Source organism: Nitrobacter sp. (assembly GCF_051535235.1).
In the GTDB taxonomy this organism is placed as follows: domain Bacteria; phylum Pseudomonadota; class Alphaproteobacteria; order Rhizobiales; family Xanthobacteraceae; genus Nitrobacter.
Window position 1 is genome coordinate 42,791 of record NZ_JBPPLZ010000006.1, and the last position, 14,909, is coordinate 57,699.

Consider the following 14,909-nt stretch of genomic DNA (forward strand, 5'->3'; position numbering starts at 1 on the left):
CAATTGCCGCGCAGGCGAACAGTACGGCTAGCCGGTGTGATGATCATCCGTGAAATCGTGTCCGGCGCTGATCGTCTGGCTGTTGAACTGGATGTTGGCACCCATTGTGATGGTCTGATTGAAGGCCGACTGCGTCACGGCCGCATCGGCGCTGATTCCGGTGCTGTCGTGATTGAGGTCGCCCAGTGAGTTGTTGGCCGTGACACTGGCGCCATGGATGTGGGCATCCATGTTGAAGGAACCACCGTCGCTCGGATCGTACCAGGAGCCGGCGCCATCGGCGCTGAAGCTTACCGACGCTCCGCACAGATGATCGTTATCAACCAGGTTGTTGATCTGATCGACATTGAACATGTTGCCGTCGCCGGTCAGCGTCTGGTTGACGACCTCCGGCATAACCAGCGAATCGTGGATGTTGTTCATCCCATTGAGATCGATGACTGGCGAGTTCGGCAGCGAATCCAGACTGAGATCGACGTTGACTGCGACGTTCACGCAGGTATCGACGTGATTATCGACGGTGTTCTCGATGTTGTTGTCGAGATTGTTGCAGACGCCGTTGTCGAGATGGTTGTCAACGGAATTGGAATTGGTGTTGTCGTTGCTATTGCTGTTGCTGCTGTCGTTCTCGTTTCCGTTGCCATTCAGGTTGAGGTTACCGTTGCCGTTCCCGTTGAGGTTGCCGTTGCCGTTCAGGTTGTCGCTGGTTGAATAAAGCGACTGAGCGGCGGTCTGGGTTTGATCTTGACCCTGGCCTTGACCCTGTCCCTGACCCTGACCCTGACCCTGCGCCTGAAGATTGGCCTGTCCCTGCAACTGAGCTTGCAGATTGGCTTGCGCCTGGCCCTGGCCCTGCGTGGGATCGTCGTTGTGATAATCATGCGAATCGCTCGGATATGAAGGCTTTTTAGGCATGATAGGCTCCAATGATAAGAGCATCGTCGCGACGAAAGCGCGCCAATCTTCTACGTCAGCGGCCTTGTCGAGGTCCGATGCAGTTGATGTACCGGTTCTGCCGGCGGCGAGATCGACGCTGAAGCCGATTTCGCACCAGAAGGCTCTCGCAATGGCAACACCACGGATAGCTGCCCTTAGGGACAATCCCCCTGGACTTCAGGATAAGCCGCATCACCCAAAAGGCGTAATTGCCTACGACTTCGGATGAGGGTGGAAGTAGTGACGGAAATGCGAATGACTGCAGTGGCTATCGCAAATGCGATTCGAGGCGAGGCAGGAAATCCCAGATATCTCTATTGATCTTGGCCATTTCGCGCATTCCACTGATCATCTCATGGATTCGCGCATCATCCAGCGGCTTGGTTTCGCCGAATCGAAGGCCGCTGCGGGTTTGAATCAGCCGCATCGATTGGGTCTGCGAGATTTCGCCGTTGTCACCCACGGTGTACATGCAGTGATTGAATTCGTTGCGCATGTGGGTGCCCTCGTTAAAGCGCTCGATCAGGCGGTCGAGTTCCTTGCTGAGCGCCTTGTCCTTGATCTTGATCCGCGCCAGCCGCTGGATGAGATCAAGCCTTGCCCGGGTGGTGTTCAACGTCGCGAACACGATGGCTGCCGACGCCTGATCGACCTTCAGCAACAGCATCAGAACATAGATGAACAGGCTTTCGTTGTTGGACCAGTTGAAAACCAGGTTGCCGATCAGCGATAGAATCATTGTCCGGCGATCCGCCGATTCCGGCGCGGCCGCCTCGAGCGCGGCGAAATCGGGCTTGGGAGGCAGGTTGCTGGCGGTCATGATCGAGCATCGGACACAAGTGCAGGCCCGTCGCCTGCAACGTTACGGGCGCCGAAAACGTTAGAAACATCGGCGGCGGACCACTGTCCTGCGGCGCCATCGTCTCGTAGGATAGCGAAGAAGACAAGTCTTCGCTGCGAGAGCGTTCCGGTCAACATCCGGCCAAGGAGGAGAAATTGCTGCGCTGGGCGGTCGCATTGGCCGAGGTCAGGAGAGGACGCCGAGCAGCGGTGCAGACGATCGGTCCACTGGTTGAACGAAGCCGAGCCTCACTGAACGGCATTCCCGACACCGCGTGGCGCGATCCATACCTGGTCGGCTTCATGATGACGCTCATCACCATCGTCGCACGCATCGAGAGCCGAAACTTGCAGGACCGTGATCTGGGCATTGTTCAATCACGGGCCTGGGGAGCGATAACGGGAATGGATGCCGATCTGATCGGCGAGGACGCGCTGACTCTCAGCAAATCGCATCCGCGCGAATTCCAGTATGGATGCTACAGCGCAACAATAGTCGCTTCGCGTCTTTGCGGATCCGCAGCCGTCGCCTCGATCGGATATGAACCATGGCAGGAGCCGGTCTCATCCGCGGAGGAGCAGTTATTTGCTGGAGACGAGCGCGGCGCGATGTCGATATCCAATCCGCTCACAGGCAATTGGAGTGATAACTTCGACGCCTTTATCGCAACGCTCCCATCGACCAGCCTGCCTTGAGGTTCAAAGGAACCTGTCATATTCACGAATAATTTTATGTTTTCCGGGCGCTCAAAATCTAATAGGATTGGTCATCTTCAGGTAGGGACAACCTGAATCAAGCATTTTTTGGCGTCGCAGTGAGCTGACCACGGAAGGTTTCAGACAGGAGGGTGGACTGCCTGTCCGTAGCAGCGTTTCAATCGGGTTAGTAGGGGTACCCAATGAGCGCGAGTAATCGAAGTCATTTTCATAACGTTTCTTTATCCAATTATTTCATTTCACCGGTTGCGCATAAAGATCAAAGCGCACGCACGATGACTGGTCCGGCCCCGGTCATTTATCCGCGTCCTCCACTCGCTTCCCGGCCACAGTTGAATGTTGGAAGCGCATCGTGCGGGGCATCGCCGCCGCAATCGCAGGCGAGCCTGCAAAACGCTGTTCGCGCTCAAAAACCGACTGATATTGCACCGCCTTGGCAGGTCTTTGCGAAACCTCGTCTCTCCGTACTTTCCTCGATATCCATACCGGATGTGCCGGACTCCGACCAAAGCGGCCCCAACGCGCGGCGCTTCAAGGGGACGGAAGATTCATTTTCCGACGAAACAAAGATTGCCGGAAACATCATTGTCATCATCGACAATCGCGCGCTTGTTCGCGATTGTCTGGCGCATTGTCTGCAGGCCGCCTATGCCGGTCATCAGGTTTTCGCATTCGCGACGCTGGCGGACTGGATGAAAGTCCATGACGACTTTCCTGCCCCGTCGGTCATTCTTCTTTACGTTCAGACCCGCCAGAAGAAAGCGTCAGACGAATCCGATGACGTCGAGAATCTCGCGCGCGTCGCCGTGAGCGCCCCTCTGATCATCATCTCCGATGTCGAGGACGGTTCACGGATCATGAGCGCCATCGAGAGCGGTGCGCGGGGCTATATCCCAACCAGCATGACGCTTGGCATCGCCGTCGAAGCCGTACGGCTGGTCGAGGCGGGCGGCACGTTCGTGCCGATCAGCGTGGTGTCTTCGTTCCAGAATGCGGGTAATGGCGAAAGCCAGTTATTCACTGCACGCCAGATCATGGTCGTTGAAGCACTCTGCCGCGGCAAGGCGAACAAGCAGATCGCCTACGAACTCGGCATGTGTGAAAGCACCGTCAAGGTCCATATCCGCCACATCATGCGCAAGCTGAAGGCGCGGAACCGGACCGAGGTCGCGATAATGGCAAGCAGCCTGTTCGACAAGACCGCGGATCAAAAGCCCGCATCGAACACGTGAGTCCAGCGTATGGGCGCGTCGGCCGCCGCGACAAGCGACGGCATTGTCCAAAGCAGCCAGGCATTGGACAACCCCGGTGGGCGGGACGTTAGCTCAGCCCGATTGTGAAAGTGCCGTCCGGGATCTGCCGAAGCGAGGGACCACGGGGTTCGACGGACGGCGAAAAACTACAATTGCTCTGCAACTGTGCTCAGCAATTTCTTGGCTTCCGCCCGCGCCAGCTTTTCATAGTGAAAGAAGGGATAGCGGTCGCTCTTCTCCAAAAGGACCTCGAGCTGGATCGTCCGCCTGGTGTCGGTATCGCTATCCACCACGTCGATCAAAAGCCTGCCCCAGAGCTTTCCAAAGGGGGCGTGATCGTCCAGCGCAAACTTCGTGTCATCTACCTTTAAAGGCATTCCAGTCCTCATTTGATTTGAAAGCTCGGACACTCGTCCCAGACCGGCTCTCCGAATAGCTCGGCAGGGGGTTCCGATGCAACCGGGGAATCCGGGTTGCGACTGTAGGCCGGATGTGCAATGGGCCGGAGTTTAGTGGCCCGGCCCCGATTTCACGGCCGTTTCGGCGGCTCCGCGCCGTCGCGTCTCGGCACGGGCCTGTTCCCCATGATCTGCGCTTGTTGCGCCTGCGCGGTCGGCTTGATCAACAGTCGCCCGATAGCCAGATGGGAAGGAACGGCGGGACCTGACCTGCCCGCCGGAGAGCAGACGGGAGAGGAACAGACATGACAGCTTCAACGGAACGCGCGGTCCTCGCCGGGGGCTGCTTCTGGGGCATGCAGGACCTGTTGCGCCGGTATCCCGGCGTGATCTCGACACGGGTGGGCTACACCGGCGGCGAGGTGCCGAATGCAACCTATCGCAATCACGGCAGCCATGCCGAGGCCATCGAAATCATCTTGGATCCGAACGCGCTCAGCTACCGGCAACTGCTGGAGTTCTTCTTCCAGATTCACGATCCCACCACGCCGAACCGGCAGGGCAACGATCGCGGCGCAAGCTATCGGTCAGCGATCTTCTACACCAGCGACGAGCAGAAGCGGGTCGCCGAAGACACCATCGCCGACGTGAATGCGTCCGGCCTTTGGCCGGGCAAGGCTGTCACCGAGCTTGCGCCGGCCGGACCGTTCTGGGAAGCCGAGCCCGAGCATCAGGATTATCTGGAGCGTTATCCGGATGGCTATACCTGCCACTTTGTCCGGCCGAACTGGAAGCTGCCGCGCAGGCAGGAAGCCGGTCAGGCGATGGCCAGCGGCGCTCGTTGAGGAAGGCCATGCCGACCGGATCTTCGATCCTACGACACGATGCAGCCGGCCGGCCTGTCGGCGTCGCCGTCCAGCGCCGCGAGCCGTTCGGCCTCGGAAAGATCGCCGGCAGTATTGATGTTGAAGAATGGGTCGAACGGGTCGGTCGGCCATGACACCGTGGCGAGCCTGTAGCGTGCGGTCCAGCTATCGACCTTTCTGAGACCTTCGGACGTCAGCGCCTGACGTAACTCGTCGCGCAATGTCACGGACCAAAGTCCCGCCACCGGATGCGCCCGCCCGCCCGAGGCGGCGACCGCAAGCTGGGCGTCATTCTCGCTCCGCGCGCGATGCAGCCGCGCAACCAGATCGCGCGGCAGGAATGGACAGTCGCCGGGTGCGCTCACGATCCATTGGATGCCCGATCGTTGCTCAGCCGCCCAGTCGAGGGCGGCGAGAATCCCCGCGAGCGGGCCCGGAAAATCCGCCACGGTGTCGGCGATCACAGGCAGGCCGAATGCTGCGAACCGCGCGGGATCGCCGTTGGCATTGAGGATAAGTTGGCCGCACTGGGGCGACAGCCGCGCGATGACGCGGGCCAGAATGGTCTGGCCGCCGATCCGGCGCATCGGCTTGTCGCCGCCCCCGATCCGCCGCGCAAGGCCGCCTGCGAGAATGACGGTCGGCGTCGGCGGAAAGTCCGCCGGGGAGGCTGCGTCGATGCGTGTGCTACTCGTCATGTGTCGTCCGGTCGACGAACAATAGGGCGTGATCGGTTGCAAAGCATCCCCGAAACGGGGCCCGCTCGCGTCCAATGTGATGCAGACATGACCGGCCGCCGGTTGACGGTCCCATCTGGATTCGCCATGTTTATGGGATGCTGATAACGAAACTCGATCTGAGCGGGCTGAAGTGCCCGATGCCGGCGCTCAAGACCCGCAAGGCCTTGAAATCGCTGACGCCCGGCGACCGGCTGGAGGTGCATTGCACCGACCCGCTCTCGGTGATCGATATTCCGAATCTGGTTCGGGAGACCGGCGATTCCGTGGAAATCACCGAACGCGCGGAGCGACGAATCGTTTTTTTGATCAAAAAAGGCGGAGGTCCGGTGCCGCTGGACGCCCGCTTCTCGCTGCGGTCCTGGTGTCCCTACGTCAAGTGACCCTGCAACGGGCCGTTGGCGGATAAGATGGCCGCGACGGTCATCATCCCATGAACATTGGATAGATTCTACGGGTGCGCGTTCTACGGGCGCGCGCCGTTCCCGCGTACCCGGCGGATCATCTGTTCGACGTGTGCAATCGGCGTTTCCGGTTGAATGCCGTGGCCGAGGTTGAAAATCAGACGTCCTCCGGCAAAATTCGTCAGCACGTCATCGACCGCGCGGTCGAGCGCATCGCCGCCGGCGATCAGTGCCAGCGGGTCGAGATTGCCTTGAACCGCGACCCGGTTCTGAACCTTGTCCCGGATCAATGACGGCTCGGTCGTCCAGTCGATGCTGACGGCGTCGACGCCGGTCGCTTCGATGTAGGATGGCAGCAGCGCGCCGGCGCCACGGGGAAATCCGATGATCTTCGCGTCCGGCACCTGCCTGCGCACGCCTGCGACAATGCGTTTGGTGGGTTCGATCGACCAGCGCGCGAATTCGCGTGGCGGCAGCACGCCGGCCCATGTATCGAAAATCTGCAGCGCATCGGCGCCGGCCTTGAGCTGGCCGAGCAGATAGCGGATCGAGTTGTCGACGATCGCATCGATGGCTTTTGCGAAGGCGTCGGGGTGGCGATAGGCCATCATCCGCGCCGGCGCCTGATCGGGCGTGCCGTGTCCCGCGACCATGTAGGTCGCGACCGTCCATGGCGCGCCGCAGAAACCGATCAGCGCGGTTTTTGAACCGAGCTCACGCTTGACGCGGCGCAACGCCTCGAACACCGGCTCGAGCTTCGTCATGTCGGCTTCGCGGGCCAGCCCCGCAACCTTGTCCGGCGTATCCAGCGGATCGAGCCGCGGGCCTTCGCCGGCCTCGAAGCGCACCGAGCGGCCGAGCGCGTAGGGAATGACGAGGATATCGGAGAAAATGATCGCCGCGTCGAAGCCGAAGCGGCGGATCGGCTGCAAGGTCACCTCGGCGGCGAATTCCGGCGTGAAGCAGAGGTCGAGAAAACCGCCGGCTTTGGCGCGCAGCTCGCGATATTCGGGCAGATAGCGGCCCGCCTGCCGCATCATCCAGATCGGCGGGATAGCCTGACGCCGGCCCGAAAGCACCTCGAGAAAGGGTTTGGTGATCGAATCCTGGGCCAAGGCGTGTTCCGTCACTGGGTTGGTTCCGTATGGTCTGATACACGACCCGCAGGGTCTACGGCAACGGGCAGCGCCTGAAGCAACCCGCAAGCTGTTCCCCCCAAGCTGCCCCCCCATCATATTGCCAGAAACGAACCTTTCTGCCGCCTCAATGGTTTGAGGAGGTGTCGGCATGTGAAGCATTCGGAAGAGGTGACACATGCACAGCTACAGGGTGGCCCTGGTTTTCGGGATTCTGGCTGCCGGCGTCGCGACTCTCACGCGCCCCGCGGTCGCGGAAGACTATCGCGGCACGTTCGCTCAGCGGATGGCCTGCACCCCGGACGTCTTCAGGTTATGCGGGAGCGAGATTCCCGACGTCGGCCGCATCGTCGCCTGTCTGCGGCAGAACCAGACGCAGCTTGGCGCGCCGTGCCGCGCGGTGTTCGAGTCCAATGCCGAAGCGACCGGCGACGATGTGGCGGCGAAAGCAACCGGAAGCCCGGTCGGACCCCACGGTCAGCAATAGTTCGTCAGCGGCAGTGCCTGCTGTCCGGGAATTCATGGCGGCGACCTGGTGTTCACAAAAAATGTGAACCGATTCGAGGCCCGCGCCGTTGCCGTGATGCGCTCGGCCACGACCGGCGCTATTCCCGACAGGAGGCCACATTGACTAGGAGGCCACATTGACAAAGGTATCGACATCGACGCGCAAGCCGGCTCATCGCACGAAGACAAAGGGCAGGGCGAAATCGTCGGCACGCCGGAAGAAGCCGGTTCGCAAGTGGTCGGGCCGGGTGACGGCGACCAGCGATGCGCTCGATCTCAAGCAAGGAGTGTTCAAGCAGCGTAGCGCCGCCGCCATTGCCCGGTCGCTGAAGCGCTCCGCCGAGCAGAGCCATCGGCGCAAGAGCGATCCCTATCGGTCGGCGATGTCGATGCTGGTGTTCTATATCAACCGCGGCGGCAAAAATATCTCCGCCTCTCGTCGTCGGATGCTCGAGGCTGCCAAGGGCGAACTACGCAAGGCGTTCGGCAAGGCTGGCTGAGCCTCGCTTCTTGGTTTTGCCGGCAGCGAGAAGGCTCTAGGCAACGGGAACGAAGGCCGGCGGCCGGCGGCTGTTGCGCGCGAACTTCCGGGTGGTCATCGGCTTGCCGAACAGAAAGCCCTGGATGAAATCGACACCGATGCCGTGCATCGCAAGGAAATCGTCGCGGGTCTCGACGCCTTCAGCCACCGTTTTGACGCCGTGCCTCTTGGCCAGATCGACGATCCGGCGACAGACGGAACGCTTGAGTCGCGCAGACGAACTGCCGTCGACGAACTGGCGGTCCAGCTTGATTTCGGCGAATGGAAATTCGTTCAGCGCGGCCAGCGTCGGCCATTCGGTACCGACGTCGTCGAGCGAAAAGCCGATGTTGTGGAATCGCAGCCGCTGCGCGGCCTCGATCGCGAGCGGCAGATTCTTGACGACTTCGCTGCTGTCGACCTCCACGGTCAAGCCATCGAAGGCGGGGTGAGCCGGAAACTGCAAACGCAGATCGTCGACGGCATTGGCGTCCGTGAAGAAGGCGAGGGGCAGGTTGATGGACATATGGATGCTTCCGGATTTGGCGACGAGATAGCGCCAGTCCTGGAAAACGCGGCCGATGACAAAGTGCGAGAGCGACCGAAAATGTGGATCGCCCTTGTCGGGGATGAAATAGGCCGGCGGCACGATGCCCCAGCTCGGATGTCGCATCCGGATCAGAGCTTCGGCGCCGCCCAGCGCAAGGCTTCGCGCATCGATCTTGGGCTGATACCACAGTTCGAGCCAGCCGGCGCCGAGCGCCTCGGCCACATCGACCGGCGGCGCGGGGGGGTCGGCCGGCACGAGGCCGGCGATTCGCTCGTGCAGGTCCTTGTCGCTGAAGGGCGTCGGCAACATCGGCAGGAATTCAAGCGCCAGTTTCTCGCCGAGTTCCCGCGCCGCTCTGACCGCGGGTGCATCGAGCGGCCCGATCAACAGCACCATCGCGGCGCTGGTCCGGGCTGCCAGCAGGTTCAGGACGTCCGTAATTGGAAGACCGTTTATCGAGAAGCTGACGACGATGAGGTCGGGGAAATCCGAACGCAACGAGGCATCGAGGTCGTCAAGCGTCGCGCAACCGTGCGGAATGAACCCCTGTTCCTCAAGCGTCTCGCTGAGCAGCGACCGCACGTGATGCTTGCTCTCGACAATGCAGGCGCGGGGTTTGACCCTTCGCTTGCCGAAGGGCGTTTCCGCAATTCTGTCATCCGGGCTGGCTGTGTCGGTCATAGACGGTCCTCGCTTGGCGGGACGCCAAGGTGACCCGTTTGTTATGGCTCCATCAGGGTTCGTTTCGGTGATGCACCGCTCGTGCACCGGAGAATGTCGACGCATCGTTAACCCGGATAAAGCGATTCAAGATCGAACAGCCGGGAACTAAAAAGTCCGCGACGAAAATCCATTGTGGGGTGCAGGGTTGGGGACTTCTGGCCGGGGATCTGCGGAAATCCGTGATCGCCACGATTGCCCATGACGGTTTGCATTGACAGTCCGGGGCGCCATGGCCTAGAAACCGCGCATCCTGGGCGGCTTCGCTGCAAGCCGGGGATCAGGTTTTGCTGTTTTCGGCCCGTCGCATACGGCCTTTGGAAAATCAGGAACGTTCCCATGAAGGTCCGTAACTCGCTGAAATCGCTGCGTTCGCGCCACCGGGACAACCGCCTGGTCCGCCGCAAGGGCAGGGTCTATGTGATCAACAAGACCCAGCGCCGTTTCAAGGCTCGTCAGGGCTGATTGGCGCCAGTCGCCTGACTTCATCATCACAGTTCTCTGCCACGCCTGCGGACCGCAGGCGTTTCGTCGTGTTGAAGTCCGCTTCTGATGGACTCAGAAGCGGGGCTCCCACGATTTTGATCTGACGCGTTTTCTGCACGCGACCAGTGCCCGGACCGCCCGAAAACGCTATAGTGGCGGCCAGAAGTTCGCACTGATCCGGATCTCGCGAATGCAACGGAAACTCTCAGTGAGAGGGTGTATTTGCCTCGCAATTCTAGCCGCGGCAGCCGGAGTTCTGCCTGCGGTCGCGTCTGCGCAGGCTCCGCCGCGCCTCCTCCCGCACGGCACCCCGCCTGAGGCCACTGAACCCAAGGACTTGCCGCCGTTGTCCTCGAAGCGGCCGGGAATTCCAAGGGATCAGGCTCACGGACTCGGTTTCCTGTTCGGGGCCCTCAAGGCCGCGCCGGACGAGGAGAGCGCCAAGCATGTCGAAGCGCAGATCCTGGCGCTCTGGAGCCGGACTTCGAGCGACACGGCGGTGCTTTTGATGCAGCGGGCGAAAGTCGCGATGCACGGCCAACAGTTCGACATTGCCCTCAAGCTGCTGGACGCGGTTTTGAAGCTGCATCCTGACTACATCGAGGGATGGAACCAGCGCGCGACGCTGCACTACCTGCAGAACGACTACCAGAGTTCGCTTGAGGACATCGAGCAGGTGCTGGTCCGCGAGCCGCGCCACTTCGGCGCGCTGGCAGGTCTCGGCATGATCATGCAGGAACTCGGCGACGACAAGCGCGCGCTCGAAGCCTTCCGCAAGGCGCTCGCCATCAATCCGCATCTCGAAAACGTGCGCGAGCGGGTCAAGACGTTGACCGAAAAGGTCGAAGGGCGAGATATCTGATATTCGCGAGGCGTCGGAGCACAGGGCAACCTGTCCGGACGTGGTCGTAGTCGCGGCGCGCGCATCAGCGCCCCTGGGGCGCTTGCGAATTAACCAAGATCGCCATTGACGCTTAGCGCGATGAAACATTTCCGGCTAATGCGGGTTTGGCCCTCAATTCACCGGGAACCAGAAGCGGAGAGCACCATGAAATCGCTGATGCTGGCCGTGATCCTCGTCTGTGCCGCGGGAAGCGCCTGCTTGGCTGAAGGACAATTCTGGGTTGTCGGCAACCATGCCACCGAGTCCTGTGACATCGTCACCAGCAATCCGGTCGTCGACGACGGCGACATCTGGTTCGGGGATGGCCCTTACCAATCCCGAGCCGATGCGAAGCTCGCCCGATCCTCAATCGGCGCATGTCCGAAGGGTCAGGACGACAAAGACCATGACAAGGAAAAAGACTGACGGCTCCCGGCCTCGTCGCCACGAACGCATCTAATGCAATCTGTTGCTTTCGCGCGCCGCCGCATAAAGCCGCTGCAGTTCATCCTCCAGCCGCTCGTTGACCATCAGCAATGCCATCAGCGCACCGCGAACGTCGCCGTTGCATGATGCCACGATCTCGTCGATCAAAGCCTCGCCTGCTTCAAAACTCATCTCAGGTACTCCTACTCCGGTTCAATACGCCTCACTTTTCATCGAGAACGTGAATAAAGTTTGCGAGTCGACTGGGCGCTCCTGTGGATTGCGTGGATAACCGGCTGCATTCGCAGGCCAGGAAACTGCTCTTGGAGTCTGTTTCTACTGCGTTGAATCAGACTCGTCGCTTATCTTTTTGTTTAAGCATGATCTTTTCCGAAAGCCGCTTTCCACTTTTCGAGATCATGCTCTAAACGCCCGCGTCGCCGTCCGGACCGACGAAGGCGATGCGGACCATGTTGGTCGCGCCGGGCGTGCCAAGCGGCACGCCGGCCACGATGATGATGCGCTGGCCCGCTTTGGCGAAACCGTCGCGGAACGCAATGCTGCCGGCGCGATCGACCATGTCGTCCTGGTCATGGGCGTCTTCCGCGACCACGCAATGCACGCCCCAGGCCACGGCCAGCTTGCGGCCCGTCGCGAGGTTCGGTGTGATGGCAACCACGGGAAGTTTCGGGCGCTCGCGCGCCATGCGCAGCGCCGTCGATCCGGAACTGGTCCAGCAGATGATCGCGGAGAGGTCGAGCGTTTCGGCAATCTGGCGCGCGGCGTCGGCGATGGCGTCGCCGACGGTCGGCTCCGGCTCGGCGCGCTGCGCGTTGAGCACGCCGCGATAGATCGGATCGCGTTCCACCTCTTCGGCGATGCGGTTCATGGTGGAGATGGCCTCCACCGGATATTTTCCGGCCGCGGACTCTGCGGAGAGCATGATGGCGTCCGCGCCTTCATAAACGGCGGTGGCGACGTCGGAGACTTCGGCGCGGGTCGGTACCGGCGACTGGATCATCGATTCCAGCATTTGCGTCGCGATGACCACCGGCTTGCCGGCGCGCCGCGCCATCCGAGTCATCTGCTTCTGAAGGCTGGGCACCTGTTCGAGCGGCAATTCCACGCCGAGATCGCCGCGCGCGACCATCAGCGCATCGGCCATTTCGAGGATTTCCGGCAGGCGGTCGATGGCCTGTGGTTTCTCGATCTTGGCCATCACCGAAGCCCGGCCCCGGATCATCTTCTTGGCCTCGGCCACGTCGTCTGCGCGCTGCACGAACGACAGCGCGATCCAGTCGACTCCGGCTTCCAGCGCCGCGTCGAGATCGGAGCGGTCCTTCTGCGTCATCGCCGACACCGGTAAATCGGTGTCGGGCAGGCTGACACCCTTGCGGTCGGACATCCTGCCGCCGACGACAACGCGCGTCACGGCGCGCTCGGAGGAGGCCTCTTCGGCGATCAGGCGCACCTTGCCGTCGTCCAGCAGCAGCGTGTGGCCGGGGCGCAGCGCCGCCAGGATTTCCGGATGCGGAAGGTGGACGCGGGTCTTGTTCCCCGGGGTCTTGTCGGAATCCAGCACGAACGTGTCGCCGTTGTTCAACTGGATCGGGCCGTCGGCAAACGAGCCGATCCGCAGCTTGGGTCCCTGCAAATCGACCAGGATGCCGATCGGGCGGCCGTAGCTGCCCTCGACGTTGCGGATCGTCGCCACCAGTTCACGCATCTTGTCATGCGAGGTGTGGCTCATGTTGATGCGGAAGACGTCGGCACCCGCCTCGAACAGACGGCGGACCATGGCGCTGTCCGAGGAGGCCGGTCCGAGCGTGGCGAGAATCTTGATACGGCGAAGACGTCTCATGGCTTACGTCCGGGCAACGCGCCTGGCGTCAGTCCAGACGCGCCCGGAGGCGTTCCGCCCGCTGGATCGGGCAAACCCGGAAATGAACCCTGGGAAGGCATCCCGGGCATCTGCGGCCCGTGTTCGCCGGATTCCGTCAATTGGACGGTCCAGGCACGCTGGTCTCCGGTATCGATCTCGAAAAAGCCGGTGCGGTCGAAGCCGCGTGCCAGACAATTGTCGGTGCCTCTGATCGTGAATTCCTTGTCGCGCGAGCACATAAAAGCCTGTCCCGACCATTCGCCGCCATGGTCGTAATCTAGAGCATAAATATAATAGTAACGTGCGATGAGCGTGCCACGCAGCAGCGTTTCGCAGGCACGCGATGAGACATTCCACCACCCCTCGGTGGTCCAGCCCTCGGCGTCCTTGTAGCCAAGGGCGATGCCGACGCGGCTTGAGGTGTTGTTGCAAAGCCGGAAGTCGGCTGCCGCGGGCGCCGACCACAGGCAGAGAATGAGGATGCCGAGCGCGGGCAAGAGGCCCGCGGTGCTCGCGCGCAGCGAGACCGGTGGAGGAGGGAGAGGATCTGATTTCGTCATTTAGCGGGGCAAATCGTTTTGCGTGATTTCGCGTGACCCGTTATGGCCTGTCAACGGCTGGAACCCGCTTTTCACGCCAAGGTGCGCATTTTCCAACCTGCAAACTCCTATTAGCGCTGCGATATGGTAGAATCCATGGCTAGTCCAACCAAACCTCCGTCCGGACCGGCGATGACGAGATCGGCTCATGACCATTGACGACAAAACAAAAACGGAACTGGAAGCCGCGGTGTTTCGGCGGCTGGTCGCCCACCTGCGCTCCCGGACCGATGTCCAGAATATCGACCTGATGAATCTCGCGGGCTTCTGCCGCAACTGCCTGTCGAACTGGCTCAAGGAGGCGGCCGACGAAAAGGGGGCCGCCATGACCAAGGACGAAAGCCGAGAGGCTGTGTACGGCATGCCCTATGAGACCTGGAAGACGAAGCATCAGGGCGCGGCGACGCCGGAGCAACTCGCTGCGATGAAGAAGAGCGGGAGCGGTCACTGACGTTTTGAGCGGGCGGTCGCGTGCGCCTTATGGCGTTTTCGAGAGAAGCATGTCCTTGGGCTCGACCCGAGGACGGCTGCTGGTTCGCGTCAAGAAAACGCGTCAACACAAAATCATGGAGCCCTCTTCTGATTCCATCGAAGCGAAAGCCTCTCATGCAGCCTGTGCGTCGCTGTGGATGAAGGCGATGGCGTCTTGACGCCAAGCACGCCGCTCGGGAGTGTCGGTCTCCACGTGTGGTGAGCGGCCAGCGCGTCCAGGCTCACATCCCATCATTTATCGATTTCAGGAGTAGCAGGATGGCCACCGCCGTCGCCGCCAAGGAAGAGCCCGCGACCCGATTCGCCAAGGATCAGCTCAAGGCGATCATCGAGCGCATCGAGCGGCTCGAGGAAGAGAAGAAGACGATTTCCGACGATATTCGCGACGTCTACGCCGAAGCCAAGGGCAATGGCTACGACGTCAAGGCGCTGCGGACCATCGTGCGGATGCGCAAGCAGGACGCCAACGAGCGCCAGGAGCAGGAAACCATCCTGGAGACCTATATGCAGGCGCTGGGGATGCTGTGAGCGGAGAGCGGTCGCTCGAGAGGATCGTC

The 14,909-nt window shown here is 61.2% G+C and carries 20 protein-coding genes; 11 read left to right on the top strand and 9 right to left on the bottom strand.

What is annotated here, in order from left to right; translation table 11 throughout:
• Positions 1 to 27: 27 nt before the first annotated feature.
• Entirely contained in the window at positions 28 to 1,101 is a 1,074-nt protein-coding gene (locus tag ACS3WA_RS09810) for a hypothetical protein (protein ID WP_438278348.1), read from the bottom strand.
• 103 nt (positions 1,102 to 1,204) lie between these two features.
• Positions 1,205 to 1,756, bottom strand: a complete 552-nt coding sequence (locus ACS3WA_RS09815; RefSeq protein ID WP_438278349.1) for a hypothetical protein — start codon at positions 1,754 to 1,756, stop codon at positions 1,205 to 1,207.
• A 176-nt stretch (positions 1,757 to 1,932) separates the two neighbouring features.
• Between ACS3WA_RS09815 and ACS3WA_RS09820 the strand changes: the two genes are divergently transcribed.
• Both ACS3WA_RS09820 and ACS3WA_RS09825 read left to right on the top strand, forming a co-directional pair.
• Positions 1,933 to 2,472, top strand: coding sequence for a hypothetical protein (locus ACS3WA_RS09820; protein WP_438278350.1), 540 nt, complete (start codon positions 1,933 to 1,935; stop codon positions 2,470 to 2,472).
• 512 nt (positions 2,473 to 2,984) lie between these two features.
• Positions 2,985 to 3,725: a LuxR C-terminal-related transcriptional regulator gene (locus ACS3WA_RS09825; protein ID WP_438278351.1), complete on the top strand. Its 741-nt coding sequence runs from the start codon at positions 2,985 to 2,987 to the stop codon at positions 3,723 to 3,725.
• Positions 3,726 to 3,892: 167 nt separating this feature from the next.
• Here the strand turns inward: ACS3WA_RS09825 and ACS3WA_RS09830 are convergent, their stop codons facing one another.
• Positions 3,893 to 4,123 carry a hypothetical protein gene (locus ACS3WA_RS09830; protein WP_438274215.1) on the bottom strand — a complete coding sequence of 77 codons (231 nt, stop codon included), beginning with the start codon at positions 4,121 to 4,123 and terminating at the stop codon, positions 3,893 to 3,895.
• Positions 4,124 to 4,449: 326 nt separating this feature from the next.
• Here ACS3WA_RS09830 and msrA point away from each other — a divergent pair, with 326 nt between their 5' ends.
• Positions 4,450 to 4,989, top strand: a complete 540-nt coding sequence (msrA, locus tag ACS3WA_RS09835; RefSeq protein ID WP_438278352.1) for a peptide-methionine (S)-S-oxide reductase MsrA — start codon at positions 4,450 to 4,452, stop codon at positions 4,987 to 4,989.
• 29 nt (positions 4,990 to 5,018) lie between these two features.
• Here the strand turns inward: msrA and mobA are convergent, their stop codons facing one another.
• Entirely contained in the window at positions 5,019 to 5,708 is a 690-nt protein-coding gene (mobA, locus tag ACS3WA_RS09840) for a molybdenum cofactor guanylyltransferase MobA (RefSeq protein ID WP_438278353.1), read from the bottom strand.
• Positions 5,709 to 5,845: 137 nt separating this feature from the next.
• Between mobA and ACS3WA_RS09845 the strand changes: the two genes are divergently transcribed.
• Positions 5,846 to 6,130 carry a sulfurtransferase TusA family protein gene (locus ACS3WA_RS09845; RefSeq protein WP_438274218.1) on the top strand — a complete coding sequence of 95 codons (285 nt, stop codon included), beginning with the start codon at positions 5,846 to 5,848 and terminating at the stop codon, positions 6,128 to 6,130.
• Positions 6,131 to 6,213: 83 nt separating this feature from the next.
• Here the strand turns inward: ACS3WA_RS09845 and hemE are convergent, their stop codons facing one another.
• Positions 6,214 to 7,251, bottom strand: a complete 1,038-nt coding sequence (hemE, locus tag ACS3WA_RS09850; protein ID WP_438278516.1) for a uroporphyrinogen decarboxylase — start codon at positions 7,249 to 7,251, stop codon at positions 6,214 to 6,216.
• Positions 7,252 to 7,465: 214 nt separating this feature from the next.
• On the opposite strand from hemE, the gene ACS3WA_RS09855 reads away from it, so the two are divergent.
• Together ACS3WA_RS09855 and ACS3WA_RS09860 are read left to right on the top strand one after the other, a co-directional pair.
• A complete protein-coding gene (locus ACS3WA_RS09855; RefSeq protein WP_438278354.1) occupies positions 7,466 to 7,774 on the top strand; it encodes a cysteine rich repeat-containing protein in 309 nt (102 codons plus the stop codon).
• A gap of 157 nt (positions 7,775 to 7,931) precedes the next feature.
• Complete coding sequence (locus tag ACS3WA_RS09860; RefSeq protein WP_438278355.1) at positions 7,932 to 8,294, top strand: DUF3175 domain-containing protein; 363 nt, start codon at positions 7,932 to 7,934, stop codon at positions 8,292 to 8,294.
• A gap of 36 nt (positions 8,295 to 8,330) precedes the next feature.
• Here ACS3WA_RS09860 and ACS3WA_RS09865 read toward each other — a convergent pair whose 3' ends face one another.
• A complete protein-coding gene (locus ACS3WA_RS09865) occupies positions 8,331 to 9,545 on the bottom strand; it encodes an EAL domain-containing protein (RefSeq protein WP_438278356.1) in 1,215 nt (404 codons plus the stop codon).
• Between the two features lie 378 nt (positions 9,546 to 9,923).
• On the opposite strand from ACS3WA_RS09865, the gene ykgO reads away from it, so the two are divergent.
• The 3 genes from ykgO to ACS3WA_RS09880 all read left to right on the top strand — a co-directional run bounded on the left by ykgO (position 9,924) and on the right by ACS3WA_RS09880 (position 11,379).
• Positions 9,924 to 10,049, top strand: a complete 126-nt coding sequence (gene ykgO, locus ACS3WA_RS09870) for a type B 50S ribosomal protein L36 (RefSeq protein ID WP_011314284.1) — start codon at positions 9,924 to 9,926, stop codon at positions 10,047 to 10,049.
• 211 nt (positions 10,050 to 10,260) lie between these two features.
• The gene (locus ACS3WA_RS09875) at positions 10,261 to 10,932 is read left to right on the top strand and encodes a tetratricopeptide repeat protein (protein ID WP_438278357.1); all 672 of its coding nucleotides are present in this window, start codon (positions 10,261 to 10,263) and stop codon (positions 10,930 to 10,932) included.
• Positions 10,933 to 11,118: 186 nt separating this feature from the next.
• Positions 11,119 to 11,379 carry a hypothetical protein gene (locus ACS3WA_RS09880; RefSeq protein ID WP_438278358.1) on the top strand — a complete coding sequence of 87 codons (261 nt, stop codon included), beginning with the start codon at positions 11,119 to 11,121 and terminating at the stop codon, positions 11,377 to 11,379.
• Between the two features lie 30 nt (positions 11,380 to 11,409).
• Here the strand turns inward: ACS3WA_RS09880 and ACS3WA_RS09885 are convergent, their stop codons facing one another.
• The 3 genes from ACS3WA_RS09885 to ACS3WA_RS09895 all read right to left on the bottom strand — a co-directional run bounded on the left by ACS3WA_RS09885 (position 11,410) and on the right by ACS3WA_RS09895 (position 13,821).
• On the bottom strand, positions 11,410 to 11,571 hold the full coding sequence (locus ACS3WA_RS09885; RefSeq protein ID WP_438278359.1) for a hypothetical protein: 162 nt from the start codon (positions 11,569 to 11,571) through the stop codon (positions 11,410 to 11,412).
• 232 nt (positions 11,572 to 11,803) lie between these two features.
• Positions 11,804 to 13,240 carry a pyruvate kinase gene (gene pyk / locus ACS3WA_RS09890; RefSeq protein ID WP_438278360.1) on the bottom strand — a complete coding sequence of 479 codons (1,437 nt, stop codon included), beginning with the start codon at positions 13,238 to 13,240 and terminating at the stop codon, positions 11,804 to 11,806.
• Complete coding sequence (locus ACS3WA_RS09895; RefSeq protein WP_438278361.1) at positions 13,237 to 13,821, bottom strand: DUF1036 domain-containing protein; 585 nt, start codon at positions 13,819 to 13,821, stop codon at positions 13,237 to 13,239. Before ACS3WA_RS09895 ends, pyk begins: the two co-directional genes overlap by 4 nt.
• Before the next feature lie 187 nt (positions 13,822 to 14,008).
• Between ACS3WA_RS09895 and ACS3WA_RS09900 the strand changes: the two genes are divergently transcribed.
• Entirely contained in the window at positions 14,009 to 14,311 is a 303-nt protein-coding gene (locus ACS3WA_RS09900) for a DUF1244 domain-containing protein (protein ID WP_438278362.1), read from the top strand.
• A 299-nt stretch (positions 14,312 to 14,610) separates the two neighbouring features.
• Positions 14,611 to 14,880 carry a DUF2312 domain-containing protein gene (locus ACS3WA_RS09905; protein ID WP_292610372.1) on the top strand — a complete coding sequence of 90 codons (270 nt, stop codon included), beginning with the start codon at positions 14,611 to 14,613 and terminating at the stop codon, positions 14,878 to 14,880.
• Positions 14,881 to 14,909: the final 29 nt, after the last annotated feature.

Bases quoted from the DNA above. Each gene is read 5' to 3' on its own strand.
- ACS3WA_RS09905 (WP_292610372.1), top strand. From the start codon at position 14,611: ATGGCCACCGCCGTCGCCGCCAAGGAAGAGCCCGCGACCCGATTCGCC.
- ACS3WA_RS09855 (WP_438278354.1), top strand. From the start codon at position 7,466: ATGCACAGCTACAGGGTGGCCCTGGTTTTCGGGATTCTGGCTGCCGGC.
- ACS3WA_RS09875 (WP_438278357.1), top strand. From the start codon at position 10,261: ATGCAACGGAAACTCTCAGTGAGAGGGTGTATTTGCCTCGCAATTCTA.
- ACS3WA_RS09865 (WP_438278356.1), bottom strand. From the start codon at position 9,545: ATGACCGACACAGCCAGCCCGGATGACAGAATTGCGGAAACGCCCTTC.
- ACS3WA_RS09900 (WP_438278362.1), top strand. From the start codon at position 14,009: ATGACCATTGACGACAAAACAAAAACGGAACTGGAAGCCGCGGTGTTT.
- ACS3WA_RS09815 (WP_438278349.1), bottom strand. From the start codon at position 1,756: ATGACCGCCAGCAACCTGCCTCCCAAGCCCGATTTCGCCGCGCTCGAG.
- ACS3WA_RS09845 (WP_438274218.1), top strand. From the start codon at position 5,846: ATGCTGATAACGAAACTCGATCTGAGCGGGCTGAAGTGCCCGATGCCG.
- ACS3WA_RS09895 (WP_438278361.1), bottom strand. From the start codon at position 13,821: ATGACGAAATCAGATCCTCTCCCTCCTCCACCGGTCTCGCTGCGCGCG.
- mobA (WP_438278353.1), bottom strand. From the start codon at position 5,708: ATGACGAGTAGCACACGCATCGACGCAGCCTCCCCGGCGGACTTTCCG.
- ACS3WA_RS09885 (WP_438278359.1), bottom strand. From the start codon at position 11,571: ATGAGTTTTGAAGCAGGCGAGGCTTTGATCGACGAGATCGTGGCATCA.
- ACS3WA_RS09830 (WP_438274215.1), bottom strand. From the start codon at position 4,123: ATGCCTTTAAAGGTAGATGACACGAAGTTTGCGCTGGACGATCACGCC.
- ykgO (WP_011314284.1), top strand. From the start codon at position 9,924: ATGAAGGTCCGTAACTCGCTGAAATCGCTGCGTTCGCGCCACCGGGAC.
- pyk (WP_438278360.1), bottom strand. From the start codon at position 13,240: ATGAGACGTCTTCGCCGTATCAAGATTCTCGCCACGCTCGGACCGGCC.
- msrA (WP_438278352.1), top strand. From the start codon at position 4,450: ATGACAGCTTCAACGGAACGCGCGGTCCTCGCCGGGGGCTGCTTCTGG.
- ACS3WA_RS09880 (WP_438278358.1), top strand. From the start codon at position 11,119: ATGAAATCGCTGATGCTGGCCGTGATCCTCGTCTGTGCCGCGGGAAGC.